This window comes from Streptomyces sp. A3M-1-3 (assembly GCF_024213665.1).
Classification (GTDB): domain Bacteria; phylum Actinomycetota; class Actinomycetes; order Streptomycetales; family Streptomycetaceae; genus Streptomyces.
Genome location: NZ_JANAVP010000020.1, coordinates 25,910 through 51,229, shown reverse-complemented (window position 1 = coordinate 51,229; position 25,320 = coordinate 25,910). Strand labels below are relative to the sequence as shown.

General features: G+C 68.4%; 23 protein-coding genes and 2 pseudogenes. 12 read left to right on the top strand and 13 right to left on the bottom strand.

The window, feature by feature from the left end; genetic code table 11:
* Positions 1-445 precede the first annotated feature (445 nt).
* Both NLX86_RS22365 and NLX86_RS22360 read left to right on the top strand, forming a co-directional pair.
* A complete protein-coding gene (locus tag NLX86_RS22365) occupies positions 446-1,312 on the top strand; it encodes an isocitrate lyase/phosphoenolpyruvate mutase family protein (protein ID WP_254373539.1) in 867 nt (288 codons plus the stop codon).
* A gap of 120 nt (positions 1,313-1,432) precedes the next feature.
* A complete protein-coding gene (locus NLX86_RS22360) occupies positions 1,433-2,353 on the top strand; it encodes an EamA family transporter (RefSeq protein ID WP_254373604.1) in 921 nt (306 codons plus the stop codon).
* A 61-nt stretch (positions 2,354-2,414) separates the two neighbouring features.
* Here the strand turns inward: NLX86_RS22360 and NLX86_RS22355 are convergent, their stop codons facing one another.
* The 3 genes and pseudogenes from NLX86_RS22355 to NLX86_RS22345 all read right to left on the bottom strand — a co-directional run bounded on the left by NLX86_RS22355 (position 2,415) and on the right by NLX86_RS22345 (position 3,442).
* The gene (locus NLX86_RS22355; protein ID WP_254373538.1) at positions 2,415-2,882 is read right to left on the bottom strand and encodes a hypothetical protein; all 468 of its coding nucleotides are present in this window, start codon (positions 2,880-2,882) and stop codon (positions 2,415-2,417) included.
* A complete protein-coding gene (locus NLX86_RS22350) occupies positions 2,879-3,166 on the bottom strand; it encodes a hypothetical protein (protein ID WP_254373537.1) in 288 nt (95 codons plus the stop codon). The genes NLX86_RS22355 and NLX86_RS22350 overlap by 4 nt, the downstream gene beginning before the upstream one ends.
* Positions 3,163-3,442 (bottom strand): annotated as a pseudogene (locus NLX86_RS22345) (type II toxin-antitoxin system Phd/YefM family antitoxin). Before NLX86_RS22345 ends, NLX86_RS22350 begins: the two are co-directional and overlap by 4 nt.
* 94 nt (positions 3,443-3,536) lie before the next feature.
* Between NLX86_RS22345 and NLX86_RS22340 the strand changes: the two are divergent.
* Positions 3,537-3,803, top strand: a complete 267-nt coding sequence (locus NLX86_RS22340) for a type II toxin-antitoxin system Phd/YefM family antitoxin (RefSeq protein WP_254373536.1) — start codon at positions 3,537-3,539, stop codon at positions 3,801-3,803.
* A pseudogene (locus NLX86_RS22335) lies at positions 3,796-4,058 on the top strand (type II toxin-antitoxin system RelE/ParE family toxin). The gene NLX86_RS22340 and the pseudogene NLX86_RS22335 overlap by 8 nt, the downstream one beginning before the upstream one ends.
* A 491-nt stretch (positions 4,059-4,549) precedes the next feature.
* Here NLX86_RS22335 and NLX86_RS22330 read toward each other — a convergent pair.
* The 4 genes from NLX86_RS22330 to ychF all read right to left on the bottom strand — a co-directional run bounded on the left by NLX86_RS22330 (position 4,550) and on the right by ychF (position 11,353).
* On the bottom strand, positions 4,550-7,135 hold the full coding sequence (locus tag NLX86_RS22330) for a type ISP restriction/modification enzyme (RefSeq protein WP_254373535.1): 2,586 nt from the start codon (positions 7,133-7,135) through the stop codon (positions 4,550-4,552).
* A gap of 8 nt (positions 7,136-7,143) precedes the next feature.
* Complete coding sequence (locus tag NLX86_RS22325) at positions 7,144-7,998, bottom strand: hypothetical protein (protein WP_254373534.1); 855 nt, start codon at positions 7,996-7,998, stop codon at positions 7,144-7,146.
* Between the two features lie 418 nt (positions 7,999-8,416).
* A complete protein-coding gene (locus NLX86_RS22320; protein WP_254373533.1) occupies positions 8,417-9,856 on the bottom strand; it encodes an ATP-binding protein in 1,440 nt (479 codons plus the stop codon).
* Positions 9,857-10,264: 408 nt separating this feature from the next.
* Positions 10,265-11,353 (bottom strand): redox-regulated ATPase YchF, encoded by a 1,089-nt coding sequence (gene ychF, locus NLX86_RS22315; RefSeq protein WP_254373532.1) that lies wholly within the window; start codon positions 11,351-11,353, stop codon positions 10,265-10,267.
* Positions 11,354-11,525: 172 nt separating this feature from the next.
* Between ychF and NLX86_RS22310 the strand changes: the two genes are divergently transcribed.
* Positions 11,526-12,062, top strand: a complete 537-nt coding sequence (locus NLX86_RS22310) for a DUF6542 domain-containing protein (protein ID WP_374213932.1) — start codon at positions 11,526-11,528, stop codon at positions 12,060-12,062.
* Between the two features lie 10 nt (positions 12,063-12,072).
* On the opposite strand, the gene ppgK is transcribed toward NLX86_RS22310, so the two are convergent.
* Together ppgK and NLX86_RS22300 are read right to left on the bottom strand one after the other, a co-directional pair.
* Positions 12,073-12,813, bottom strand: a complete 741-nt coding sequence (gene ppgK, locus NLX86_RS22305; RefSeq protein ID WP_254373531.1) for a polyphosphate--glucose phosphotransferase — start codon at positions 12,811-12,813, stop codon at positions 12,073-12,075.
* Between the two features lie 30 nt (positions 12,814-12,843).
* The gene (locus NLX86_RS22300) at positions 12,844-13,875 is read right to left on the bottom strand and encodes a 4-hydroxy-3-methylbut-2-enyl diphosphate reductase (protein ID WP_254373530.1); all 1,032 of its coding nucleotides are present in this window, start codon (positions 13,873-13,875) and stop codon (positions 12,844-12,846) included.
* A gap of 158 nt (positions 13,876-14,033) precedes the next feature.
* Between NLX86_RS22300 and xseA the strand changes: the two genes are divergently transcribed.
* From xseA to NLX86_RS22280, 3 genes are all read left to right on the top strand, one after another.
* A complete protein-coding gene (gene xseA / locus NLX86_RS22290) occupies positions 14,034-15,242 on the top strand; it encodes an exodeoxyribonuclease VII large subunit (RefSeq protein ID WP_254373529.1) in 1,209 nt (402 codons plus the stop codon).
* Positions 15,243-15,303: 61 nt separating this feature from the next.
* Entirely contained in the window at positions 15,304-15,537 is a 234-nt protein-coding gene (locus NLX86_RS22285) for an exodeoxyribonuclease VII small subunit (RefSeq protein ID WP_254373528.1), read from the top strand.
* Positions 15,538-15,675: 138 nt separating this feature from the next.
* Complete coding sequence (locus NLX86_RS22280; RefSeq protein WP_254373527.1) at positions 15,676-16,266, top strand: malonic semialdehyde reductase; 591 nt, start codon at positions 15,676-15,678, stop codon at positions 16,264-16,266.
* A 118-nt stretch (positions 16,267-16,384) separates the two neighbouring features.
* On the opposite strand, the gene NLX86_RS22275 is transcribed toward NLX86_RS22280, so the two are convergent.
* Entirely contained in the window at positions 16,385-16,900 is a 516-nt protein-coding gene (locus NLX86_RS22275; RefSeq protein ID WP_254373602.1) for a DUF4245 domain-containing protein, read from the bottom strand.
* A gap of 177 nt (positions 16,901-17,077) precedes the next feature.
* On the opposite strand from NLX86_RS22275, the gene glpX reads away from it, so the two are divergent.
* Positions 17,078-18,112 carry a class II fructose-bisphosphatase gene (glpX, locus tag NLX86_RS22270; protein WP_254373526.1) on the top strand — a complete coding sequence of 345 codons (1,035 nt, stop codon included), beginning with the start codon at positions 17,078-17,080 and terminating at the stop codon, positions 18,110-18,112.
* An 85-nt stretch (positions 18,113-18,197) separates the two neighbouring features.
* On the opposite strand, the gene NLX86_RS22265 is transcribed toward glpX, so the two are convergent.
* Positions 18,198-18,566: a WhiB family transcriptional regulator gene (locus NLX86_RS22265; protein ID WP_254373525.1), complete on the bottom strand. Its 369-nt coding sequence runs from the start codon at positions 18,564-18,566 to the stop codon at positions 18,198-18,200.
* 164 nt (positions 18,567-18,730) lie between these two features.
* Positions 18,731-19,378 carry a DUF1707 domain-containing protein gene (locus NLX86_RS22260; RefSeq protein ID WP_254373524.1) on the bottom strand — a complete coding sequence of 216 codons (648 nt, stop codon included), beginning with the start codon at positions 19,376-19,378 and terminating at the stop codon, positions 18,731-18,733.
* Positions 19,379-19,580: 202 nt separating this feature from the next.
* Here NLX86_RS22260 and NLX86_RS22255 point away from each other — a divergent pair, with 202 nt between their 5' ends.
* Positions 19,581-21,248 carry a fumarate hydratase gene (locus tag NLX86_RS22255; RefSeq protein ID WP_254373523.1) on the top strand — a complete coding sequence of 556 codons (1,668 nt, stop codon included), beginning with the start codon at positions 19,581-19,583 and terminating at the stop codon, positions 21,246-21,248.
* 104 nt (positions 21,249-21,352) lie between these two features.
* Here the strand turns inward: NLX86_RS22255 and NLX86_RS22250 are convergent, their stop codons facing one another.
* Positions 21,353-22,900, bottom strand: coding sequence for a ricin-type beta-trefoil lectin domain protein (locus NLX86_RS22250; protein ID WP_254373522.1), 1,548 nt, complete (start codon positions 22,898-22,900; stop codon positions 21,353-21,355).
* Positions 22,901-23,008: 108 nt separating this feature from the next.
* Here NLX86_RS22250 and NLX86_RS22245 point away from each other — a divergent pair, with 108 nt between their 5' ends.
* Both NLX86_RS22245 and NLX86_RS22240 read left to right on the top strand, forming a co-directional pair.
* Positions 23,009-24,412: an aspartate ammonia-lyase gene (locus NLX86_RS22245; protein WP_254373521.1), complete on the top strand. Its 1,404-nt coding sequence runs from the start codon at positions 23,009-23,011 to the stop codon at positions 24,410-24,412.
* A gap of 78 nt (positions 24,413-24,490) precedes the next feature.
* Positions 24,491-25,165, top strand: a complete 675-nt coding sequence (locus NLX86_RS22240; RefSeq protein WP_254373520.1) for a DUF402 domain-containing protein — start codon at positions 24,491-24,493, stop codon at positions 25,163-25,165.
* Positions 25,166-25,320 lie beyond the last annotated feature (155 nt).

Genomic DNA, 25,320 nt, shown 5'->3' with positions numbered 1-25,320 from the left:
CATAGGAATCCCACAAGGGTTCTACACACGCGTAACGCGCCTGCCACACAGTCGCCATGACACCACGTCACCAATTGCGACATAGGCCGACGCGGACGGCAGCCCGGTCCGCTGCGATGCGGCGGCCCGGCGGGCGCCCTCCGATCCACGACACGACCTCTCCCACCAGCCCGGCCGGCCCGGGCCGAGGCGCTGGGACCTGGCCTTCTCCGACTTTCTCCGCCGCAGAGATCAAGCCAACTCCGGCTCAGGCAGCCGGTTTCACAGGGGCGTTACAACGGCCGCGGTTTACTCGGGATCCCGCGAGGCCCGTCACCGGGCCGTCACCGTCGGCGAGGATGCACACCAGGGCTCCGCCATTTCTCCACCGCTTCCCCAAAGCGCCCGCCACCTCGATGTCGGATTCTCGCCAGCGTTCGACCGCACCGCCTGATGAACTGCGGTCATGACACAGCAGACAGAACAGCCGCAGCAGACGGCTGAGCAGACGGCTCAGCAGCGTGAGCAGGCCCAGCACGCGAAGGCCGTCGCCTTCCGTTCCCTGCACACCGCCGCCACCCCGCTCCCGCTGGCCAACGCCTGGGACGTCGCCAGCGCCCGGCTCGCCGAGGCGGCCGGCGCGCCGGCGGTGGCCACCACCAGCGCGGGTGTGGCGTGGAGTCTCGGCGCGGCGGACGGTGACGCGCTCGACCGCGACCGCGCGCTGGACCTCATCGCCCGGGTCGCCGCGGCCATCTCGGTCCCCGTCTCCGCCGACATCGAAAGCGGCTTCGCCGACACACCGGCCGGGGTCGCCGCGACCGTCGCGGGCGTCCTCGCGGCGGGGGCCGTGGGCGTCAACCTCGAGGACGGCCGCCGGGCGCCCGCCGAACAGGCCGAGCGCATCGCCGCGGCCCGCGGCGCGGCGGACGCCGCCGGCATCCCGCTCTTCCTCAACGCCCGGATCGACACCTACCTGTTCGGCCTCGGCGCCGCGGCCACCCGCCTCGACGACACCGTGTCCCGCGCGAAGGCGTACGTCGCCGCCGGCGCGGACGGCATCTTCGTCCCGGGCGTCGCCGACCCCGCGACGATCGCCGCCCTCGCTCAGGCCGTGCCCGCCCCGCTGAACATCCTGGCGGGCCCCGGCTCCCCCACGGTCGCCGAACTGTCCCGGCTGGGCGTCGCCCGCGTCAGCCTGGGCTCCTCCGTGGCCGAGGCGGCGTACGCCGTAGCGCGACGCGCGACGGAGGAACTCCTCTCGGCCGGCACCTACACCGCCGTCTCCGATGCCGTCGACTACCACGAGCTGAACACCTTGCTCAGCCCCTGAAATCGCTTCCCTGTGCCCGAATTCGGGCAGAAATCTTGGCGTTACCCAGCCGAATCCTTAGGATCATGCCTCGTGTCCACACGAAAAGCGCCGGCAGAGCCCGCGGCCTCCCTCACCGGCATACCGCCGCAACCACCCCAACCGCCCACGGCCCGGCGGGTCTCCGGCACGGTGTGGGGCGCCCTCGCCATCGTCTACGTCCTGTGGGGCTCCACGTACCTGGGGATCCGTATCGCGGTGGAGACGATGCCGCCGTTCCTCTCCGCGGGCAGCCGGTTCATCGTGGCGGGCCTGCTCCTCACCGCGCTGGTGGCCTGGCGGCAGGGCCCGGCCGCCCTGCGCGTCACGCCACGGCAGCTCGCCTCCGCCACGGTGGTCGGCCTCCTCCTGCTCCTCGGCGGCAACGGCCTGGTCGTCCTCGCCGAGACCACGGTCCCATCCGGCCTCGCCGCACTCCTGGTGGCCGCGGTGCCCATGTGGGTGGTCATGCTCCGGACGGCCTCGGGCGACCGGCCGCCCCTGCGGACGTTCGGCGGCGTACTGCTGGGCCTGGCGGGCCTGGTGGTGCTGACCGTGCCCGGCCTGAGCGGCGAGGTGAAGCTCTCCGGAGTCCTCACGATCATCGTCGCAACCCTGCTGTGGTCGGTCGGCTCCTTCTCCTCGTCGAAGATCCCGATGCCCGCCAACCCCTTCGCGACCAGCGCGTACGAAATGCTGGCGGGCGGCCTGGGCTGCCTCCTGCTGGGCCTGACCCGCGGCGAGCACCAGGGCCTCAACGTGGCCGAAATCTCCACCCGCTCCTGGCTCGCCCTCGCCTACCTCATCATCTTCGGTTCCCTGGTCGCCTTCACGGCATACGCCTGGCTCCTGCACACAGCCCCCCTCTCCCTGGTCTCGACGTACGCGTACGTCAACCCGGTGGTGGCGGTACTGCTGGGCAGCCTGATCCTGAACGAGCACCTGACCTGGCCGATCGCAGTCGGCGGCGCGGTAGTGGTGGCGGGCGTCTGCGTCATCGTCAGCACCGAACGCAGGAACTGAACCACCCAATGACGAAGGGCCGGACTCAACAAGCCCGGCCGCCGAGCAGGCGATCGAGGCCTCAATAGCGCGGCATGTTCGGGATCGCCTTCTCCGCGAGCTCGATGAGTGCCTCCACCTTCGTCAAGTCGGCCGCAACCTCCTCCGGCATCACGCTGGGGGCCTCCGACGACCGGCACTCGACTTCGTTCCGCCGGGCTCGCATGCGGTTGAAGGGACGCAGTATGGACCCGAGCGGCGGATCGAGCTGCGCTCGCACGGCCGCGTAGATGACGGTATGGCCACCACGACTGGTGGCGCGCAGTCCCTGGTTCTGCAATACCGCGGCCAGCGCCCTGCGCGCGGCGTCATAGGCCAGGGTGTACGCGCCCTCCGGGTCCGTGGCCAACAACTGCCGCGCGGAGCCGACATGCGTATGCGCCCGGACCAGTTCCGCTTCGGCGGCCTGCCGGGAAGCGGGGACGCGTTCAAGCTCACCGGCGCCGATGAGCGCGTCGACCGTCGACCGCCCTTGGTCCCAACGCGTCATTGCGCCTCCAGGTCAAGGTTCAACTGGACCAGCGGACGTTCACGAACGCTGGCGAGGAACGGATCATCCGTGCGGGCCTCCCACGCCTCGGCGGAGACCCGATGCACGTTGACCTCACGACGCAGCCGTCGGGAGGCCTCTTCGGCAAGGTCAAAGAGCGCGTCGGCATCGGGATCACCCACAACGAGGACATCGACATCAGCGGGCGGCGGCCCCGGCTCGCCGCTGTACCGAGCGGCCCACGTGCAGTCCTCCCAGCCCTGATCCTCGAAGACAAGCCTCACGCGGCACCCGTACCGTCGTCCGTCACGTCGGGATCGATCAGCTCGCGCTCTGAGACGTTGAGGTTTGCCAGGGCATTCTCATAGGCCTTGAGCAGTCGGCGAGCGTTCGCCGGCGAGCGCAGGAGGTAGGAGCCCTCACGCAGCGCAGCGTAGTCCTCGGCGGAAACCAGCACGGCGTTCCCATGTGGACACGATCTCAATGGCTTCGTGATCGTCGTTGACCTTCTTGATCAACGGAAAGAGAGCCTTGCGGGCTTCGCTCGCGGTTATGGACACGACCTGGCCCCCTTCAACGAGTGGCACGACAGGCACCACACCCGGCTCACCTAAGCAGTCGTGTACACATAGCACACTCGGTACGCTTGAGCGCATGAGTCAGATGCCCATAGAGTCCATCCGCGACGTGCGCGCGCACCTGGCTGAGGTCGTAGAGCGGGCAGACCGCGACGACGTGCCCACCGTCATCACGCGCCGAGGCAAGGAAGTCGCTGCCGTGGTGTCGATCGAGGTGCTGCGCAAGTACCAGGAATGGGAAGAGCGCGAGATCAACCGGATCATTGACGAGCGTATGGCCAGCCCGGCGGCCGGCATCCCGATTGAGGACATCATGAGGGAGACGCTGGCGCGCAGTGAGTGAGTACCGAACCGTCTTCCGACCCGAGGCGCAGGCCGAGCTTCGGAAGATCCCTCGCGACATGGCACTGCGCATCCTGGCCAAGCTGACCGAGCTGGAGAGCGACCCCCTCGGCTTCAACACCACCGCACTCGTGTCCCAGCCCGAGCGCCGCCGCTTGCGAGTCGGCGACTACCGCGTCGTCTACACGATCGACAACGGCGAACTGGTGGTCTGGGCGTTCACGTCGGACATCGCTCCACCGTTTACGAGACCTGATCACCGCTGACCCCGCGTCAGAATATCGGGCACCCATCCAGCACGGGGACGACGAAGGGGTCGGGCTCACCGGAGCCCGACCCCTTCTGACCTGCGCACTTGACGAATTATCTAGCGCGCAGTAACGGCACTGTTACACATTGAAGCGGAACGTCTGCGGCAGAGCTCCCACCTGCGAAGATGTGACTCTTCCGGGGGGTCATCCCAGCACGGTCCCATCACGGGAGCACCATCCCAGCACCATGCAGCTCGGACATCACTTTGGTCACACGGCCGTCGTGAGCGGTGGCGCCCGTCAAGTGGTGCAGGCGATGAAGGCTGGAAGCAGGTTGGGGACGGTGGGCTCCGCCGGATCGGATCTCAATCCGCACCAGCGAGCTGCTTGCGGGTTGCCCCTCCATGGATATCGCGATGGACCGCGTACCGGAGCGTTCAATCCCCTGCCTCATGTCGCGGAACACGGGCTCGCGACCCCGCCGTCCAGTGTCCGGCTACCGTTTTCGGTACGGCCGATTGCTGCCGGGCTCCCTGCTTCCGTGTGGGCGCGGGGTCGGAGCCTCCACTGACGCGTCGCCTTGCGGCGTGATCGGCCTGACTGCGTGCGGTTCCCGTAGTTCGATGCCCTCAGTCCCTGGAATTGTTTGGTCACGCGATGGCCCCGGAGCTGAGCGGCGGGCGATTTCCGGCACGGGGAGAACACCGCGCCTGAGAAGCTCCTCCACGCTGATCAGTGGGGAAGCGAGGACCCGGTCGAGTAAAAGGGATTGGGCGGGTTGCACTTCGACCAGGTGCCATAAAACCGCCAGCACATGCTGAAGTTCTTCACTCCAGGCAGGAAGCCACTGGTCCGGCCGTATACGGTCCAGCTCGCTGCTCGCTTTGGACGACGGGGGGCCGCTTCGCCGCCTCAGCCAGCCGTCGAGTACGTTCTGTCCGCCGACCTGGTACCCGCGCACACCAGGCGTCACCGGCCCAAAGACACCGCTGCCGAGACGCAGCTCCAGGCGGTCCGAATCATAGAGGAATCGCTCAGGCAGCTCATGTCTACCGACCTGTTTCCGGTACGTGATCGTCGGCAGCGCTGTTTCCCAGATCTGATCAGCGCCCCCGGGTCGCCCATCCTGCGGATCGACGCACCGTTCGCCGAAGGTCGAAGCCCAGATCACGGTCCTGCCAATAGAGAGCGCCTCCGACCACAGCGCGGCATCCCCGGTGAGCGGCACGCGAACGCCTCGCGTGGTCAGTTCATCCCCGAACCGTGAGGTGAAGTCAGGGTGAGCGATGACGGCTGCAATGTACGCAGCCAGATCTTCCGCAGAGACGTTCCGGTAGCCGAAGGAGTTAGCCAAGTGCTGTAGGAGGCCGGGAGCCACGTTGGGTGTGCCGTCCTTCTGCAGGAGGGACAGAACACGCCCCCCTCGGCCATCGAAGTGATCAAGGTCTGGCAACAGAGCCGAGAAGAGTACGGCGGGCCCGGGGCCGAATTTCTTGGAGTGCTGCTCAACGATCCGTATCTGGTCGGGAATCTGGCTCTCCCACAACTCCGGTGAGCTTCTGTCGAGGACTCTGTTGTCTGGAATAAGCCACTGCCGGTCGAAGGCGCGGTAGGCGACCAGCACTGGTTCGGGGCAGGCAGAAGAGCTGTCCATCATCGACTGTTTCGGCAGTGCCGAGCCAGGCAGGGGATGTACCTGCCGGTCCACGGTTCGGCTGTGCGTCTCCCGGAACAGGGCTCGCTTCTCCTCGACGTTCTGCTCCGCGGTCAGTCTCCTCCATCGGGCCCGCAGCGTGTCGTTGTCCGTGGCATAGACCCATGTGCGCTTCGGCAGCACGCCGGGCAACGCCCATGGCAACAGGTCACCAAGGGCCGGATAAGTATCCCAGTCGCCCTCCGCCGCGGGGGTGAAAGGAGCCTGGGCGTCTGAACGCACGGGACGCCATTGCGCACTGTCAGGAGTGAGACCTTCAAGCTGCGCATACTTCTCTTCGCCTGTGCCCTCCAGAGCGACGTACCTGATGCCGGCGGGCTTCTCGTCGCCCCCACTGCGGACAAAAACGGCGATCATGAGCTGCTGTTGAACTCCAGGGAAGAGGCGTGTCCGCACCGGAGGCCGGATGCCCTCCGGGCTGAGGTCGATGATCCAGCCCTCCGAACACGTACGGCGCAGGTACTCCCTCATGCCCCGGAAACCCGGGCCACTCAGAAAACCCGCGGTGCTGATAAAGGCGACGATGCCACGGTGCGATTCAGGACGGTGCTGGTCAAACACCTTGTAGGTGGCCCAGCGCCAGAAGTACACGTAGAGATTCTTGAGCTTGTTCTCCTGGGTGCCGTTCCTCCCTCGGAGACGAAAGGCGTCGAGCAGAGGCGCGATGCCTTCCTTCTCGGAACCCGCCTCTACCCAACCTCCCTCGCCTTCGGCCCTCTCACGGTCCGGCGGGTTGCCGATCACAACGGTCACTTGCTGTTCCCGCTTGATCCAATCCGCTTGTCGGCTGTTCTCGACCAGCGCGTCGTCGGCGGGCAGAAAGGCGAAGAGCGAGGACCTCTCGTAGGGGTCGGCAAGAGTGTCGGCGAGATGGAGCCGCAAGTCGTCTAGCCGTGTGCGGGTGTCCTGCTCACGAAGGGTCTGGGTGATCCTCATCTGGGCGACCGCGTACGCCGCCATCTGCCGCTCGAAACCTATTAGTCGCCCTGCCAGCTGCTCCACCGCCTCACCGCGGAAGCCCTGTCCCCGTCGGGCCCGCTGCTCGGCGACCGTGTCGATGATCTCGCTGAGGAAGGTGCCCGTTCCCATCGCCGGATCGATGACGGTGACCTGGCCATCGGCGAAGCCCTCCGCGCAGTCGAGCCGGGTTCGCAGCACAGCGTCGGTGAAACGGACCATCATACGGACGAGTCGCGGAGGGGTGTAGTAAGTACCGGAACGTCTGCGCAACTCGGGGTCGTACTCCTCGAGGAAGTCCTCGTAGAGATACACGTGGGCGTCGGGTCGCTGCTTCGTGATCGACTTCCAGTCGACGGCATCTACCACTTGGACCAGGGTGTTGAGGCGACGGGCGAACTCGGCATCCACCCTTTCTGTCAGCAGTTGCAGGCGTGGCCCATGACCGTGTTCTCGACTTCCAACTCACTTGCCACTGCGGCGAGATCCCGACCTGTCAGGCGCAAACCCTCGGTACGGGCGAGGAGCAGAGCAAAGGCGATGGTCTGCGTGTAACGGTCGGCGAAGATGTGGTCCGGGTCCTGCCCGTCGGTCGATGGGAGGAGCACCTTGCTCCAGTGATGGGCGAGCGCGGTGAAGGGCTTGTGAGCACGTCGCCGAGCCGGCGCGCTTTCCGGCGTCCGCCGCTCGATATCGAGTTGCTCCAGCACCTCTGCTCGAAGGTATTGGCACAGCGGAGCCATGGAAGTCACCAGTCGGCGGACGGTGGTGATCCGTTCAGGTTGCCAGCCGAGGAAGTCGCGCAGCAGATCCCGCAACGAGGCGCCGTCCGGGTCAGCCGTGCACAGTCGGCTGCCGGACCGGTACAGATCTCCTTCGAGCCGGACTGTCCGGAGGGGAAGCGGGCCACCCCGGTACAAGCACCACGTATGTCCGTTGGTGTAGAGGACATTGGGGAGCTGCCGCATCAGCTCCCACTGCTCGCGATCACGCTTCGTGAAGCCATCCGGCGTGATGTCGTGGCCGGGTGCCTTCAACTCCAGAAAGCCGGTGACACGTCCCCCGCTCTCCACGGCATAGTCGGGCCGCACTCTCGCTTCCGGGAGAGGGAATTCCGGATGCAGACGGGAGTTCAGTCTCCAGCGTCTGCCAAATGTCTCGACGAGCTTCTTCACCGGCGGGCTGAGCGATGCCTCGGTGTCGCTGAATCTCAGGCCCTCCCTGCACTCGGCTCCGAAGTCCGCCACGAGAGCCCGAATCCAGTCCTCCGGCACGCCGTCCCCCTCCAGGCTGTAGCCCTTTGCGGTGGCTTACCACCGGCTCATAGCTTGAGCCGCAGCAATAAGGCGGGGGAGCGCGCTCACAGGGGCGCAGGGCGCATGGAGGGCGCGTTCTGGTGCCGATGGTCCTCAAGATACGGGTGTTGATGCAGTGGGGCCGATCCGGCCGAGGCAGACCTCGTCGCCGCGCGCATCTCGCAAGGTGCGAGGAGGAGCGCACTGTTGACTGTGCTCTTGTGCGGGGCTCCCTTGCACATTCCGGTCCGACGCCCCCACGGAATCACCGACACACGGAATCATCGAAAGAGGGCGCCTGGGCTCAGGCACCTCCCATCACCGTTCACAGCGTGAACCTCAAGCCGCTCCGTAGTTCGAGGGGCACTCGCGAGGTGAGAGACCTCGGGTTCCGCGGCTATCGGGGCTGCCACGCCCGTACGAGGTCCTCCGGTCCCCAGTGCGCGGTCAGCGGCAGATCATCGACCACCCCGCAGCGGGAGACCGCGACCAGCGGAGTGTCCGGGGCGGTACCGGGGACAGCGAGCATGTCGCGTACCAAGGCGTCGTACTCATGACGGCCGAAGGGCTGGGTCTCCAGCCACTTGACCGACCCGACGAAGTGCACCTGCCGGGCCACCGGTTCGCAGTCTGCACCGATGAGATCGATCTCGGGGTTGTTTTGACGGTTCCACCAACCGCCGATGGCCTCGGTCTCGGGCCACTTGTCATTGGGCATCAGACGCAGCAAGGACTCGCGGATCAGTGGCTCGACCGCTCGCCCGCGCCAAGTGGTCCATGACCGCTCGATGCGTTCCAGCGCCAAGTCACCGCGGCCACGCTCGATGAGTGGGATCGCGCGCGCCAGAAAGGCCAGCCAGAACCGCAGATACGGGTCGGCGATCCGGTAGCGCTTGTTCTTGCTATCCGGCTTGACGGACAGGGGGAGATCAGCGGCCAGGACTCGCTTGGCCTGCAGCATGGCCAGCAGCGGGGAGAGCGTGCCGGACGGCAGCGCGCTGGCGCCGCCGGCCTGGGCTGCGATCGCACTGAACGTGCGCTCACCGCTGCCAACCGCTTCCAGTACGGCCCGTGAGTGCGAAGCCTCGGGGAATTCGCCCAGCAGGGACAGCTCGCCAGCCACCAGCAGGGGCGAGAGGGGATTGGCGACCGAAGCCTGCAAGAACGCCGTACGCCCCATTCCCGGCCGCCATGACTGCACGATCTCGGGGAATCCTCCAGTGATCAACTGGGCGTCGACGGCCCCTGCGGCGTCGAGCTCGGTCATGGCCTGCACGTCGGCCAGGTTCAGGGGACGGACGGTCATTTTCGCCGCCCGGCCGAAGAACGGGTGCCCGTACGACTGCAGTGCCTCCATCACCGATGTATCGCTGCCAACCAGCAGCAGAAGCACGGGCTTGGAAGAGAGGTGACGGTCCCAGACAGTTTGGAGTGCGCCCTCGAATTCCTGATCCTGCTCGACCAGCCAGGGCACCTCGTCAATCACCGCGATGCTGGGTGAGTCATCGGGTACCGCGAGCGCCAGCGAGCGCAGGGCCTGGTTCCAGTCCTGCGCCTGGAGGCCGGCGACCAGCTCCACCCCCGGCAGTAGGGACTGCGCGAGGGTCGCGGCAAAGTCGGCGCGCTCCCTCACAGGGTTACGCCCCCGGGTGGCCTGGAACACCACGTACGGCGCTCCCGAGCGGTCGCAGAACTCCTGGACCAGTCGCGACTTCCCCACTCGGCGCCGGCCCGTCATGATCACAGCCCGCCCTCGAGTGGCTCCAACACCCTCTGCCACTGTCCGGTACTGCTCGGCCAGCAGTTCAAGATCTCCGGCCCGACCTTGGAACTCCACGACACAACCCCAGGGTGATTAACGTAGATAGATTATTCCGTAGATTGAATCTTACTTCATCTCAGGCGGCCTAGTGGATCGAGTGAGGGCGGGTACAAAGGGCGAGATTGCGTGGCTGGTTGAGCCACCGCCTTCGGGCCCTCTGACAGTCACCCACGAACGAAACTCACACGCAACGAGCATCGCGGCTGATCAGAAGCCGCCTGTGGAGCTGCGGCCGCTTAGCACACAAGCCCTGCCTAGAACCCAGCACGGTAGGGGTGAGCAGGGGTGATGACGGGTGACGAGGGATCAGATTTCCCAGCACCATCCCAGCACGGGTAAAAACCAGGGGCCCGACTCCGAAGAGTCGGGCCCCATCTGACCTGCATATTTGCCAGGACACCAACGTGGTGTTATTTCACCCGCTCACACATTGAAGCGGAACTCCACCACGTCGCCATCCTGCATCACGTAGTCCTTGCCCTCCATGCGCGCCTTGCCCTTTGCGCGGGCCTCCGGCACCGAGCCCGTTTCCACCAGGTCCGCGAAGGAGATGACCTCCGCCTTGATGAAGCCCTTCTGGAAGTCGGTGTGGATGACGCCCGCCGCCTCCGGGGCCGTGGCGCCCTTCTTGATGGTCCAGGCCCGGGTTTCCTTCGGGCCTGCCGTCAGGTAGGTCTGCAGGCCCAGCGTGTCGAAGCCGACGCGGCCGAGGGTGGCCAGGCCCGGCTCCTCCTGGCCCATCGACTGGAGGAGTTCGAGGGCCTCGTCGTCGTCGAGTTCGATGAGCTCGGACTCGATCTTCGCGTTGAGGAAGATCGCCTCCGCCGGGGCGACCAGTACGCGCTGCTCGTTCTTGAAGTCCTCGTCGACCAGCTCGTCCTCGTCGACGTTGAAGACGTACAGGAACGGCTTGGTGGTGAGCAGGTGCAGCTCGTGGAGCAGGCGGCCCTTCTCCGTGCCGGCCGTGATGCCCGCGGCGAAGAGCGTCGTGCCCGCTTCGAGGATCTTCTGCGCCTCCTCGACCGCGGCGAGGACCGCGACCTTCTCCTTCTGGAGGCGGGACTCCTTCGTCAGGCGCGGGACCGCCTTCTCGACGGACTGGAGGTCGGCGAGGATCAGCTCGGTGTTGATCGTCTCGATGTCGTCCTTGGGCGAGATCTTGCCGTCGACGTGGACGACGTTCTCGTCCTTGAAGGCGCGGATGACCTGGCAGATCGCGTCGGACTCGCGGATGTTCGCGAGGAACTTGTTGCCCAGGCCCTCACCCTCCGAGGCGCCGCGCACGATGCCCGCGATGTCGACGAAGTCGACGGTGGCCGGGAGGATCTTCTGCGAGCCGAAGATGCCGGCGAGCACGGCGAGACGGGGGTCCGGGACGCCCACCACGCCGACGTTCGGCTCGATCGTGGCGAACGGGTAGTTGGCCGCCAGTACGTCGTTCTTGGTCAGGGCGTTGAACAGGGTCGACTTGCCGACATTCGGCAGGCCGACGATTCCGATCGTGAGCGACACGTTGGCGACTTCCTGGAGTGAGGACTGGCGTGGCCCCGAGTGGGCCGGTCCACCAGTTTACGGGCGTGTCGGGGTTGCCTCTCAGCCACATGACGTCGAACTCAGTGCCAAGCTCGGCCAAAGCGCGTGTCCAAAGCCGGATAGATGCCGTCCGGCGACCTACGTTGGTGGCGTGGAGCATCACAGGACGCGACCGCCTCGTCACCAGCAGCTACACCAGACCCCGCTGCCCCCCACCGGGGCGCTCGGTGAGACCGCCGCCCTCTACCGGGTCGCGGCCGCCCGGCCCGTGCGTCCGATGCCGCCCGCGGTGCAGCCGCTGCGCAGGATGCCCAAGCCCCGGCTCACCGGTCTCGGCGGCGGACTGTTCGCCCTGGCGTCCATGTTCCTGCTGGCCTGTGTCTGCCGGCTGCTGTTCGACGAGTCGGTGCCGGCGTACGGGCTGCTCTTCCTGCCGGTGAGCGCCGCGACCGCGCTGTGGGTGCGGCCCGCCGATCTGGTCACCGCGCCGATCAGTGTGCCGATCGCCTTCGCGGTCGGCGTGCTGCCCATCGCGGGCGGCAGCGAGAGCTTCGGCGGTCATGTGATGGGCGTGGTCACCGCCCTGGCGCTGCACGCCGGCTGGCTGTACGGCGGAACGCTGGTCGCCGGGCTGATCGTCACCGTACGGAAGGTGATGATCATGAGTCGGCGCAGGTCCCGCCGCTAGCCGGACCCCCTCAGCGGCCCGCCGCCGCCATCGCCGCGCCCACGATGCCCGCGTTGTTCTGCAGCTGCGCCGGCACTGTCTCGGCCCGCACGCCCTCGATGAGGGGCAGGAACTTGTCGGCCTTGCGGCTGACCCCGCCGCCGATGATGAAGAGTTCTGGCGAGAAGAGCATTTCGATGTGCGCGAGGTACTTCTCGACCCGGTGCGCCCACTGCTGCCAGCTGAGGTCCTCGTCCTCCTTGGCCTTGGTGGAGGCGTGCTTCTCGGCGTCGTGACCGTGCAGCTCCAGGTGGCCGAGTTCGGTGTTCGCGACGAGCCGGCCGTCGGTGAAGACCGCGCTGCCGATGCCCGTACCGAAGGTCAGCACGATGACCGTCCCCTTGCGGCCACGGCCCGCCCCGAAGGTCATCTCGGCGAGGCCGGCGGCGTCGGCGTCGTTGAGGAGCGTGACCGGCAGGCCGTTCAGCTGTCCGCTGAGCAGTTCGCGCGCGTCGGTGTCGACCCACCCGCTGTCGACGTTGGCCGCGGTACGGGTGATGCCGCCGGTGACGACGCCGGGGAAGGTGACGCCGACGGGGCCCGACCAGCCGAAGTGGCCGACGACCTCCGCGACGCAGCCGGCCACCTTGTCGGGGGTGGCCGGCTGCGGGGTCAGTACCTTGTGGCGCTCCTGCGCCAGGTCTCCACGGTCCAGGTCCACGGGAGCGCCCTTGATCCCGGATCCGCCGATGTCCACGCCGAAGATCTGCATGGACTCCACGTTACGGGCAGGCGCCCGCGCTCACTGGCCCGACAGGTCCGCCGCTTCGGCACGCAGGTCGCGGCGCAGCTCCTTGGGGAGGGAGAAGGTGATCGACTCCTCGGCGGCGGTGACCAGTTCCACGTCGGCGTAGCCGCGCGCGGCCAGCCACTCCAGGACACCGTGCACCAGGATCTCCGGGACCGAGGCGCCGGAGGTGACGCCGACCGTCGTGACGCCGTCCAGCCATGCCTCGTCGATCTCGTCGGCGAAGTCGACCAGATGGGCGTCGCGCGCGCCCGCGCCGAGCGCGACCTCGACCAGGCGGACGGAGTTGGAGGAGTTCTTGGAGCCGACGACGATTACGAGGTCCGCGTCCGCGCCCATCTGCTTCACCGCGATCTGGCGGTTCTGCGTGGCGTAGCAGATGTCGTCGCTCGGCGGCGAGATCAGCAGCGGGAACTTCTGCCTCAGCGCGTCGACCGTCTCCATCGTCTCGTCGACGGAGAGGGTGGTCTGGGAGAGCCAGACGACCTTGGACTCGTCACGGACGGACACGTTGGCGACGTCCTCGGGACCGTCGACCAGGGTGATGTGCTCGGGGGCCTCGCCGCTGGTGCCGATGACCTCCTCGTGGCCCTCGTGGCCGATCAGGAGGATGTCGTAGTCGTCGTTGGCGAACCGGACGGCTTCCTTGTGGACCTTGGTCACCAGCGGGCAGGTGGCGTCGATGGTGGCGAGCTTGCGCTCGGCGGCCTCGTCGTGGACGACGGGCGCGACGCCGTGCGCGGAGAAGACCACGATGGAGCCCTCGGGGACCTCCTCCGTCTCGTCGACGAAGATGGCGCCCTTCTTCTCCAGGGTCTGCACGACGTACTTGTTGTGCACGATCTCCTTGCGGACGTAGATCGGCGCTCCGTACTGCTCGAGGGCCTTCTCGACGGCGATCACGGCTCGGTCCACGCCGGCGCAGTATCCGCGGGGGGCTGCGAGGAGGACGCGTTTGTCACTGCGACGCGCAGCGTCTCCGCTCGGGGTGGCGGCGGGCGACGGGCGGGGAGTCGTAGCAGTCATGCCCACCATCGTAAGGCCGCGTCGGTCGGCGCAAGGGCCTCGGGGAGGGGCGGGGCTTCATCGCCCCGGGGTGCTCGCGAGGGCGGGGCGGGCCGAGCGGGCCGAACGGGCGGAGCGGGCGGAGCGGCCGTGTCGGTGCCACCCCCTAATCTGCGTACATGGCTCTGAATACGTCTGCGGATGCGCCGCTGCCCGTCGGCCAGGTGTCGCGGCTGATCGGGGGGTGGATCGACCGGCTCGGGACCGTGTGGGTCGAGGGGCAGATCACGCAGCTGTCGCGCCGCCCGGGGGCCGGGGTGGTCTTTCTGACCCTGCGTGACCCGTCGCACGACATCTCGGTCGGCGTCACCTGCTACCGGCAGGTCTTCGACGCGGTCGCGGATGTGGTGTCGGAGGGAGCGCGGGTGGTGATGCTCGCCAAGCCCGAGTGGTACGCGCCGCGCGGGCAGCTGTCGCTGCGGGCCACGGAGATAAGGCCGGTCGGGATCGGTGAACTGCTGGCGCGGCTGGAGCAGTTGAAGCGGACCCTGGCGGGCGAGGGGCTGTTCGCCCTCGACCGGAAGCGTGCGCTGCCGTTCCTGCCTCAGCTGATCGGGCTGGTCTGCGGGCGCGCGTCGGCGGCCGAGCGGGACGTACTGGAGAACGCGCGGCGGCGCTGGCCCGCGGTGCGGTTCGAGGTACGGAACGTGGCGGTGCAGGGCGTGAACGCGGTGACCCAGGTCGTCCAGGCGGTCAAGGATCTGGACGAGCTGCCGGACGTGGATGTGATCATCGTGGCGCGGGGCGGGGGCAGCGTGGAGGATCTGCTGCCGTTCTCCGACGAGCAGTTGGTACGGGCGGTGGCCGCGGCCCGTACGCCGGTCGTCTCGGCCATCGGGCACGAGCCGGACTCGCCGCTGCTCGACCTGGTCGCGGACCTGCGGGCGTCGACGCCCACGGACGCGGCGAAGAAGGTCGTGCCGGATGTCGGGGAGGAGCTGGACCGGGTGCAGCAGTTGCGGGACCGGGCGCTGCGGACCGTGCGCGGGGTGCTGGACCGGGAGGAGCGGGGTCTCGCGCACGCGCTGGCCCGGCCGGTGATGGAGCGGCCGCACCGGATGATCGAGGAGCGCGAGGAGTTCGTGGACGGGCTCGTCGGGCGGAGCCGCCGCACGCTGGGCCACCTGCTGGACCGCGCGGACTCCGAGCTGTCCCACACCCGGGCGCGGGTGGTCGCGCTGTCGCCCGCGGCGACGCTGGAGCGGGGGTACGCGGTGCTCCAGCGGGCGGACGGCCACGTGGTCCGCTCCCCCGAGGACGCGAGCGCGGGCGAGAAGCTCCGTGCGCGGGTCGCGGAGGGCGAGTTCACGGTGCGGGTCGCCGACTGACCACGTCACGCCCGCCCCTCCCACACGATCGTTGTCGTATCTCGCACCTAGGGTGGATCACATGGCCAACACCGACGAAGCCACGACGCTGGGCTACGAGCAGGCACGGGACGAGCTGATCGAGGTCGTACGCCGGCTGGAGGCGGGCGGCACGACGCTCGAGGAGTCGCTGGCCCTGTGGGAGCGGGGCGAGGAGCTGGCGAAGGTCTGCCGCCGCTGGCTGGAGGGCGCTCGCGCCCGGCTCGACGCGGCGCTGTCCCAGGGCGGGGACGAGCCCGCCGGAACTGCCGACTGAGCGGGCGCGGCCCCGCCCACGATGCCGCCCGCCCGCCGTGAGGTGGGTCACACTCCCCATGTAGTTGAAATTTAATCTATGGGTCTGCGGTTACACCCGGCGTAAAGATCCTCTGCTCGTCTCGGAAGGTACGCCAGCATGACCCTCGTTCTTGACTCCGCCGCCCAGGACCTCCTCTTCCGCGAGGCCCGCACCGCCAACACCTTCTCCGACGAGCCGGTGACCGAGGAGCAGGTTCAGGCGATCTACGACCTGATCAAGTACGGCCCGACCGCCTTCAACCAGACCCCGATGCGCGTCGTCCTGGTCCGCTCGGCCGAGGCCCGTGAGCGCCTGGTCCAGCACATGGCCGAGGGCAACCGCCCGAAGACCGCCGCCGCCCCGCTGGTCGCGATCCTCGCCGCGGACAACGAGTTCCACGAGGAGCTCCCGCAGCTGCTCCCCCACTTCCCGCAGGCCAAGGACATGTTCTTCGCCGAGCGCCCGGTCCGCGAGCAGTCCGCCCAGATCAACGCCGCCCTCCAGGCCGGGTACTTCATCGTCGGCGTCCGCGCCGCGGGCCTGGCCGCCGGCCCGATGACCGGCTTCGACTTCGCCGGCGTCCAGAAGGAGTTCCTGGACGGCGACCACACCCCGCTGATGGTCGTGAACATCGGCAAGCCGGGCGACGACGCGGCCTTGCCGCGCAGCCCGCGCCTGGCGTACGACGACGTCGTGACCACCGTCTGACACGCGTAGGCGGCGATCCGTACGCGAACGAGGCCGCCCGCCCCGGGTTCCGGGGCGGGCGGCCTTCGTGCGTTCGCGTGCGTGGTCGTGCGTGCGCGTGCGTGGTCGTCGCCGCGCGCTAGGACTTCTCGGTCTCCAGCGCCGCCGCCATCTTCGCCAGCTGCTCGTACGACGCCGTGCCCGTGACCACCGTCGTCGCGCCCTGGTCCTTGCGCACCAGCGCGTCGTACTTCGGGCCCTCCCAGCGCTGCCAGGTCTCGTCGCCGATCTGCTGCGTCTGCTCGGTCTCCGCCGCGTTCTGGCTGACCTTGCGGATGTACTTGTCCGCGGGAGCGGTGGACTGCTCGACCGCCACGTACTGCCCGTCCGGGTCGAGGAAGCCCAGGTGCCAGGCGTCGCCGTTGCTCCGCTCGTACGACACCGACGTGGGCCGCCAGTCCTTCGCCAGGCCCTCGGGGGCGGCGACCGGATAGGGGGCCGCGCGCCGGGCCGTCAGGAGTTCGACGCGGTAGTCGACGAGCCTGACCGGGTCGGCGTCCTCGTCATGGGGAATGAACATGTAGATGACCGCGACGGCGATGCCGATCACCGCCATCGACAGCATCATGTCCCGCACCGTCTGCTTGCCTCGCATACCAGCCACGGGTCCATCGTCCCCCATGCCCGACGGCCGGCTGCGCCAGGGGTTGCCCATTCCGAGCGGATACCGATATGCCGCTCATACGTGCCCCCCACTGCTCAATTTATCGACGTACCGATAGAGTCGCAGCACCCTCTTTCCGGCCGTCGTCGTACAGAAAGGTGCGCTCCGATGACCGAGCACAACAACTTGCCGTCCCAGCTCGAGGTCTCGCCCGAGGCTCCCGACCGCAACCTCGCCATGGAGCTCGTCCGGGTCACCGAGGCCGCCGCGATGGCCGCGGGCCGGTGGGTCGGCCGCGGCGACAAGATCGGCGCGGACGGCGCGGCCGTCAAGGCCATGCGCACGCTCGTCTCCACCGTGTCGATGAACGGCGTCGTCGTCATCGGTGAGGGCGAGAAGGACGAAGCCCCGATGCTGTTCAACGGCGAGCGGGTCGGCGACGGCACCGGCGCCGAGGTCGACATCGCCGTCGACCCGATCGACGGCACCACGCTCAACGCCAAGGGCATGCCCAACGCCATCGCCGTGCTGGCCGCCGCCGACCGCGGCACCATGTTCGACCCGTCCGCGGTCTTCTACATGGACAAGCTCGTCGTCGGCCCCGAGGCGGCCGACTTCGTCGACATCACCGCCCCGCCGTCGGTCAACATCCGCCGCGTCGCCAAGGCCAAGAACATGTCCCCCGAGGACGTCACCGTCGTCATCCTCGACCGCCCCCGCCACGAGGGCATCGTCAAGGAGATCCGCGAGACCGGCGCCCGCATCAAGTTCATCTCCGACGGCGATGTCGCCGGCTCGATCATGGCCGTACGTGAGGACACCGGCGTCGACCTGCTCCTGGGCATCGGCGGCACCCCCGAGGGCATCATCTCGGCCTGTGCGATCAAGTGCCTCGGCGGCACGATTCAGGGCAAGCTCTGGCCCAAGGACGACACCGAGCGTCAGCGCGCTCTCGACGCCGGTCACGACCTCGACCGCGTCCTGCACACGAACGACCTGGTCAGCGGCGAGAACGTGTTCTTCGTCGCCACCGGCATCACGGACGGCGAGCTCCTGCGCGGCGTTCACTACCGCGCCGAGACCGCCACCACCTCCTCGCTGGTGATGCGCTCCAAGTCGGGCACGATCCGCAAGATCGACTCGACCCACCGCCTGTCGAAGCTGCGCGCCTACAGCGCCATCGACTTCGACCGCGCGAAGTAGGCGGACAGGTAGACAGGGGCACCCCCGTTGTGCGGCGGGGGCGCCCCATTGGTCGAGTACGTACGGAGTCGTACGTACGCAGCGGTCAGCCGGCGGCCGCGATCGGGCCCGTCGGCGCGGCCTTGCGCAGCTCCACCTCGCGCCGCCTGCGCCGGGCCAGCACCACGCGGCGCTCGGCGGCCGTCATGCCGCCCCACACGCCGTACGGCTCCGGCTGGAGCAGCGCGTGCTCCCGGCAGTCGACCATGACCGGACAGCGTGCGCAGACCCGCTTCGCGGCCTCCTCACGCGACAGCCTCGCGGCCGTCGGCTCCGTGGAGGGGGCGAAGAACAGCCCGGCTTCGTCCCGGCGGCACACCGCCTCCGAGTGCCAGGGTCCGGCATCTTCCCGAGCCGGCCCCCGCTGGCTCGGGACTGCGGCGACCTGCGGGGACTGATGCGGCGGTTGCTGCACGGGTCTACTCCTGACGACGGCTTCGCGAGCGAGAGACGATGCAGCTGTCCCTACCCGCTGTGCGCGCGCCTATGCACTGAGTTCCGGTACTCGGAATTTCGCTCGGAATTTCGACCGGTTCTCGCCATGTCCGGCGTCCGGCGGCCGGCATCCGACGTCCTGCGTCAGTGCCCGAGGTGCTTGCGCAACCGGTTGTGCAGATCGACGAGGCGGCTGCCGCGCCTCGGCCGCGCCTCGATACTGCCGAACACCGAGAAGCCGCGGATCAGCACCACCGGGGCCTGTGGATCGGCGTCCTCGTTCGTCTTCACCTCGAAGTTCCCGAAGACGCCGGTGCCGAATCCGCGCAGGGTGATGTTCTCGGGAACCCAGACCTCGACACTTCCGAAGACGGACGTCGCGTTGATCTCGATGTGCTGCTGCTCGAACACCGCCTCGGTGAGGTCGATCTCGACGCTGCCGAAGACGGAGACGGCACGGGTACGTGCGCCGGGGCGCCAGCGCCCCTTGCGCGTCGAGCTGCTGAAGACGGCGACCAGGTTCTCGGTGGCGACAGGTCCGGGCGGCGTCGCCGGCGCGGCCCACGCGGGGGCGGCCGCCAAGGGCCGGTGCGGGCCGGCCGCGGGCAGGTCCCGTACCAGCGGTTCGAGTTCGCCGAGGGTCTTGGCCGCGTACACGCCGTCGATCCGCTCGGAGTGCTCCTCGGCGGTCAGCCGGCCCTCGGCCAGCGCGTCCCGGAGGATGTCGGTGATCCGGTCGCGGTCGGCGTCGGACGCGCGTACGGCGGAGGGTTCATGCTTTTCCAGGTCCACCCGGCGAGCATACCGAGACACGATAGATCGCGATAGTAGGGCGCGGCCGCGTACCGGGCCTTACCCGCCGGGCCGGGCGCCGGGTCTGGCCCCCGTACTGAGCCTTACCTCACAGACTCGGCGCGTCCGGATGGTTCTACCCTGGTTGACGCGCTGCCAATGGAGGCCGGCGCCGCTGTCTGCCGAGTGAGGAATGGCCCCGATGCCGGAGTTCACGTACACCGACCTGCTCCCCCTGGGAGAGGACACCACCCCGTACCGGCTGGTGACCTCCGAGGGTGTCTCCACCTTCAAGGCCGACGGGCGTACGTTCCTCAAGGTCGACCCGGAGGCGCTGCGCACGCTCGCCGCCGAGGCCATGCACGACATCTCGCACTACCTGCGCCCGGCCCACCTCGCGCAGCTGCGCCGCATCATCGACGACCCCGAGGCGTCCTCGAACGACAAGTTCGTCGCCCTCGACCTGCTCAAGAACGCCAACATCGCGGCGGCCGGCGTGCTGCCCATGTGCCAGGACACCGGCACGGCGATCGTCATGGGCAAGCGCGGCCAGAACGTCCTGACGGAGGGAAGGGACGAGGAGGCTCTCTCCCGGGGCATCTACGACGCGTACACGAAGCTGAACCTGCGCTACTCGCAGATGGCTCCCCTCACCATGTGGGACGAGAAGAACACGGGCTCCAACCTGCCGGCCCAGATCGAGCTGTACGCGACCGACGGCGGCGCGTACAAGTTCCTCTTCATGGCAAAGGGCGGCGGCTCCGCCAACAAGTCCTTCCTCTACCAGGAGACCAAGGCGGTCCTCAACGAGGACTCCATGATGAAGTTCCTGGAGGAGAAGATCCGCTCGCTCGGTACGGCCGCCTGCCCGCCGTACCACCTGGCGATCGTCGTCGGCGGCACGTCCGCCGAGTTCGCGCTGAAGACCGCGAAGTACGCCTCCGCGCACTACCTCGACGAGCTGCCCGCCGAGGGCTCTGCCGCCGGTCACGGCTTCCGTGACAAGGAGCTGGAGGAGAAGGTCTTCGAGCTGACGCAGAGGATCGGCATCGGCGCGCAGTTCGGTGGCAAGTACTTCTGCCACGACGTCCGCGTCGTCCGGCTGCCGCGGCACGGTGCCTCGCTGCCCGTCGCGATCGCCGTGTCCTGCTCGGCCGACCGCCAGGCGGTCGCGAAGATCACCGCCGAAGGAGTCTTCCTGGAGCAGTTGGAGACCGACCCGGCGCGGTTCCTGCCGGAGACGACGGACGAGCATCTCGACGAGAGCGGTGACGTCGTACGCGTCGACCTCAACCGGCCCATGGGCGAGGTGCTGGCCGAGCTGACCAAGTACCCGGTCAAGACCCGGCTCTCGCTGACCGGCCCGCTGGTCGTGGCGCGCGACATCGCGCACGCGAAGATCAAGGAGCGGCTGGACGCGGGCGAGGAGATGCCGCAGTACCTGAAGGACCACCCGGTCTACTACGCGGGCCCGGCCAAGACCCCCGAGGGTTACGCGTCCGGGTCCTTCGGCCCGACGACGGCCGGTCGTATGGACTCGTACGTGCAGCAGTTCCAGGCGGCGGGCGGCTCGAAGGTCATGCTGGCCAAGGGGAACCGCTCCCAGCAGGTCACCGACGCGTGCGGTACGCACGGCGGCTTCTACCTGGGCTCGATCGGCGGTCCGGCCGCGCGGCTCGCGCAGGACTGCATCAAGAAGGTCGAGGTCGTCGAGTACGAGGAGCTCGGCATGGAGGCGGTGTGGAGGATCGAGGTGGAGGACTTCCCGGCGTTCATCGTGGTGGACGACAAGGGCAACGACTTCTTCACCGAGCCGGCCCCGGCCCCGACGTTCACATCAATCCCGGTCCGGGGCCCCGGGCTCGGCTAGCACGCCGTGGACGCCCTTCGGGCGTGTCCTCAATCGCCGGACGGGCTGATTTTCAGCCCGTCCGGCGATTGAGGACCGGGGTCTGGGGCGGAGCCCCAGTCCTGCTACGCGAAGCGCTGGTTCGGCGCGCCCGTGCAGGGCTGCAGGCGTAGTGGCTCCTTCGAGCCCGCCAGGGTCAGGCACAGGCCCGTCGCCGCCGCCGGACGAATCGTGTCCGACTGGCGTACGAACTGCTGGTTGGCGCCGCCGTGGCAGTTCCACATCACGGCCGCCGTGCCCGCCGTGTAGCTGCCGTTCGGGACGTCCAGGCAGCGGTCGTGGGTCAGCTCGGTGTGCAGGGACTTGCGGCCTGCGTCGTACCACCAGCCCTGGTTGCGGGCACCGTTGCAGTCCCAGCCCCCTACCTTGGCGCCGTTGCGGCTGCTGACGCCGTACACGTCCACGCAGGTGCCCGTGGCCTCGTTCTTCAGCGGCTCATACGCGTCGTCCCAGCCGCCCGGGTAGAGCTGAGGCTTTCCGGTACTCGCCGGGTCCGCGCAACTCGCCTCGTCCAGGCCCGAGTTGTAGAGCTGGGTCAGGCACGAGGCGAAGGCGGCGTGGCCCCGTACGTTCGGATGGAAGGACTGGCGCACCGAGTTCGAGTCCGGCGGGAAGGGGTTGGCGAGGTCGATGTACAGGCCGCGCGCCCAGGCGTCGTCCATGCACACCTCGTGGCCGTGGAAGAGGCGGGAGTTGTCGAGGTAGACCGCCCCGGCCTGCTTCGCCGCCCGGCGCATCCCGCTCTGGAAGCCGGGTACGGCCGCGTTGCGGGCCCAGACCGCGTCCTGGTCGTAGCCGGTGCAGCCGCCGGGGATCTTGCCCCAGTAGCCCGGGTTGTCGTAGATGTCGGGGCCGATGGGGCCGGGGTAGCCCATGACGACCAGCTTGTAGTCGCCGTCGGCGTAACCCGCCTCCCGCATGACCGTACGCAGGTCCGCCACCGTCGCCTCGACCTTGGGCACCAGGCCGTCGATGCGGCCCTGCCAGCCGGGGGCGTACTTGGGCTCGCAGGCGCCCTGGAAGGTGAACCACCGGGTGACGCAGTCGGTGATCACCGGTCCGAACTGCAGGTCGTCGTTGGCGCCGGCGACCAGCAGCACCATCTTGATCCGGGTGTTGCGGGCCTTGATGGCGAGGTTGTCGCTCTGCACGAGTTCGTCGGCGTACTGCTTGCTGCCGCCGATGCGGATGTTGCCGGTGTACGCGCCGGAGCAGGACACGTTGTACGTGACGTCCGCGGGGATTCCGGTGCGGTGGATGGCGGCGTCGGGCGAGCGGTGGCACCAGTTCGACGGGCCGTTGGTGCCGGGTTCGTACGTGCCGACGCCCTCGCCGGAGATCTCGCTGTCGCCGAGGGAGATGAGGCCGGTCTTGCGCTCGGCGAGCGGGCGTTCGGCGGAGCTGCCGTAGAGCTTGGTCGCTTCGGCCGCGCGGATCGTCTCGAGTGCGGGTGGCAGCGGTGTGGACGCGACGCGGGTGGATGAGGGGGCGGCCGGTGCGGGGGCAGCCTGGGCCGTGGGGGTGATTGCGGTGAGTCCGCCGAGGGCGGCCGCGAGTGCCGCGAGAGCGGCGACGGTACATCTGAGTCTGGGTCTGGGTCTGGTGCGTGCCATGTACGCCTCCCCGATTTCAGGTGTTACCGAAGGTATTTACTGGCCGGTAAGAGACTTGGGAACACTTCGAACAAGACAATTGCTCAACTTTTTGGAGGGACGGCGAAGATGACTGCTGATCAGAACGACACCCGGTACCGCACCGAGCACGACTCCATGGGCGAGGTACGGGTCCCCGTGCACGCCAAATGGCGTGCACAGACCCAGCGGGCGGTGGAGAACTTCCCGCTGTCCGGCCAGCGCCTGGAGCGGGCCCACATCGAGGCCATGGCGCGGATCAAGGCAGCGGCAGCGAGGGTGAACGCGCAACTGGGCGTACTGGAGAAGGACATCGCGGGCGCGATCGAGGCGGCCGCGGCGGAGGTCGCCGAGGGCCGCTGGGACGACCACTTCCCCGTCGATGTCTTCCAGACCGGCTCCGGAACCTCGTCCAACATGAACGCGAACGAGGTCCTCGCCACCCTCGCCACCGAACGACTCGGCCGCGAGGTCCACCCCAACGACCACGTCAACGCCTCGCAGTCGTCCAACGACGTCTTCCCGTCCTCCATCCACATCGCCGCGACCGCCGCCGTGACCCGCGATCTGATCCCGGCGCTGGAGCACCTCGCGGCGTCCCTGGAGCGCAAGGCGGAGGAGTTCAGGGACGTCGTCAAGTCCGGCCGTACGCACCTGATGGACGCGACTCCCGTCACCCTCGGCCAGGAGTTCGGCGGATACGCGGCCCAGATCCGGAGCGGCGTCGAACGGCTGCGGTCCGCACTCCCGCGCCTCGCCGAACTCCCCCTCGGCGGCACCGCCGTGGGTACCGGTATCAACACCCCGCCCGGTTTCTCCGCCGCCGTCATCGCCGAGGTGGCCCACACCACCGGACTGCCGCTGACCGAGGCCCGCGACCACTTCGAGGCGCAGGGGGCGCGGGACGGGCTGGTGGAGACTTCCGGCCAGCTCCGCACCATCGCGGTCTCGCTCACGAAGATCTGCAACGATCTGCGCTGGATGGCGAGCGGCCCGCGCACCGGCCTGGCCGAGATCAGCCTCCCCGACCTTCAGCCGGGCTCGTCGATCATGCCGGGCAAGGTGAATCCGGTGGTCCCGGAGGCGGTGCTGATGGTCGCGGCCCAGGTGACCGGCAACGACACCACGGTCGCGGTGGCCGGCGCCGCCGGCAATTTCGAGCTGAACGTCATGCTGCCGGTGATGGCGAAGAACCTGCTGGAGTCCGTACGGCTGCTCGCCAACGCCGCCCGCCTGCTGGCCGACCGTACCGTCGACGGCATCACCGCCCACGTCGAGCGCGCCCGCGAGTACGCCGAGTCGTCCCCGTCCGTCGTGACGCCGCTGAACAAGTACATCGGATACGAGGAGGCCGCCAAGGTCGCCAAGAAGTCGCTGGCCGAGCGGAAGACCATCCGCGAGGTGGTCCTCGAATCCGGCTATGTGGAGCGGGGCGACCTGACCCTGGAGCAGCTCGACGAAGCCTTGGACGTGCTGCGTATGACCCGGCCCTGACCTGTGCGTTCACCTGGCCCGGCCGACGTCGTGATCTATACCGCAGCGGTCGGCGGGCCGCGCCCCTAAGATCTGCGCATGACAGGTACGACAGGCACTTCCCACTGGGCGCCGGGGGACCACATCCTCTGGCGCTACCGCGGCAACGCCGTGGAGGGAAACGGCCATGTCCACATCTGCCGCCCGGTGACCGTCGTCGAGGACACCCCGGATCTGCTTGCGGTGTGGATGGCGCCGGGCACCGAGTGCGTGAAGCCGGTACTCGCGGACGGCACACCCGTACATCACGAGCCGCTCGCGACCCGCTACACCGCGCCCCGCACCACGGTCCGCTCGCAGTGGTTCGGCACGGGCGTGCTCAAGCTGGCCCGGCCCGGCGAGCCGTGGTCGGTCTGGCTGTTCTGGGACCGCGGCTGGCGCTTCAAGAACTGGTACGTCAACCTGGAGGCGCCGCGGACCCGTTGGGTCCGCGGGGTCGACTCCGAGGACCACTTCCTCGACATCGCCGTGCATCCCGACCGCAGCTGGCGCTGGCTGGACGAGGACGAGTTCGACCAGGCCCAGCGGGCCGGACTGATGAACGCCGGGCAGGCCCGGCGCGTAAGAAGGGCGGGGCGCGCCGCGGTCGAGGTGATCACGGCGTGGGGCCGGCCGTTCTGTGACGGCTGGCAGGACTGGCGGCCGGACCCGCGGTGGACCGTGCCGGTGCTGCCGGAGGACTGGGACCGCACCCCGGCGCATATGACGTCATGAGACCCTTGATGCGCCCCCGGGGTTCAAACGTAGGATCGTCCTCCGTATGGCTGCGCAGCTGCAACGACGCTGCCATGCACAGGTCTTGACCGAACGTCACAAGAGGGAAACGAGAGGGGTCGAGAGGGAGGGAGTTGACGGTGTCCCTCCCGCTG

Excerpts from the sequence above, each read along its gene's own strand:
- NLX86_RS22340 (WP_254373536.1), top strand. The coding sequence starts at position 3,537 with ATGAGTCAGATGCCCATAGAGTCCATCCGCGACGTGCGCGCGCACCTG.
- NLX86_RS22280 (WP_254373527.1), top strand. The coding sequence starts at position 15,676 with ATGACCCTCGTTCTTGACTCCGCCGCCCAGGACCTCCTCTTCCGCGAG.
- NLX86_RS22300 (WP_254373530.1), bottom strand. The coding sequence starts at position 13,875 with ATGACTGCTACGACTCCCCGCCCGTCGCCCGCCGCCACCCCGAGCGGA.
- NLX86_RS22245 (WP_254373521.1), top strand. The coding sequence starts at position 23,009 with ATGACTGCTGATCAGAACGACACCCGGTACCGCACCGAGCACGACTCC.
- NLX86_RS22255 (WP_254373523.1), top strand. The coding sequence starts at position 19,581 with ATGCCGGAGTTCACGTACACCGACCTGCTCCCCCTGGGAGAGGACACC.
- NLX86_RS22275 (WP_254373602.1), bottom strand. The coding sequence starts at position 16,900 with ATGCGAGGCAAGCAGACGGTGCGGGACATGATGCTGTCGATGGCGGTG.
- NLX86_RS22240 (WP_254373520.1), top strand. The coding sequence starts at position 24,491 with ATGACAGGTACGACAGGCACTTCCCACTGGGCGCCGGGGGACCACATC.
- glpX (WP_254373526.1), top strand. The coding sequence starts at position 17,078 with ATGACCGAGCACAACAACTTGCCGTCCCAGCTCGAGGTCTCGCCCGAG.
- NLX86_RS22285 (WP_254373528.1), top strand. The coding sequence starts at position 15,304 with ATGGCCAACACCGACGAAGCCACGACGCTGGGCTACGAGCAGGCACGG.
- xseA (WP_254373529.1), top strand. The coding sequence starts at position 14,034 with ATGGCTCTGAATACGTCTGCGGATGCGCCGCTGCCCGTCGGCCAGGTG.
- NLX86_RS22355 (WP_254373538.1), bottom strand. The coding sequence starts at position 2,882 with ATGACGCGTTGGGACCAAGGGCGGTCGACGGTCGACGCGCTCATCGGC.
- ppgK (WP_254373531.1), bottom strand. The coding sequence starts at position 12,813 with ATGCAGATCTTCGGCGTGGACATCGGCGGATCCGGGATCAAGGGCGCT.
- NLX86_RS22250 (WP_254373522.1), bottom strand. The coding sequence starts at position 22,900 with ATGGCACGCACCAGACCCAGACCCAGACTCAGATGTACCGTCGCCGCT.
- NLX86_RS22365 (WP_254373539.1), top strand. The coding sequence starts at position 446 with ATGACACAGCAGACAGAACAGCCGCAGCAGACGGCTGAGCAGACGGCT.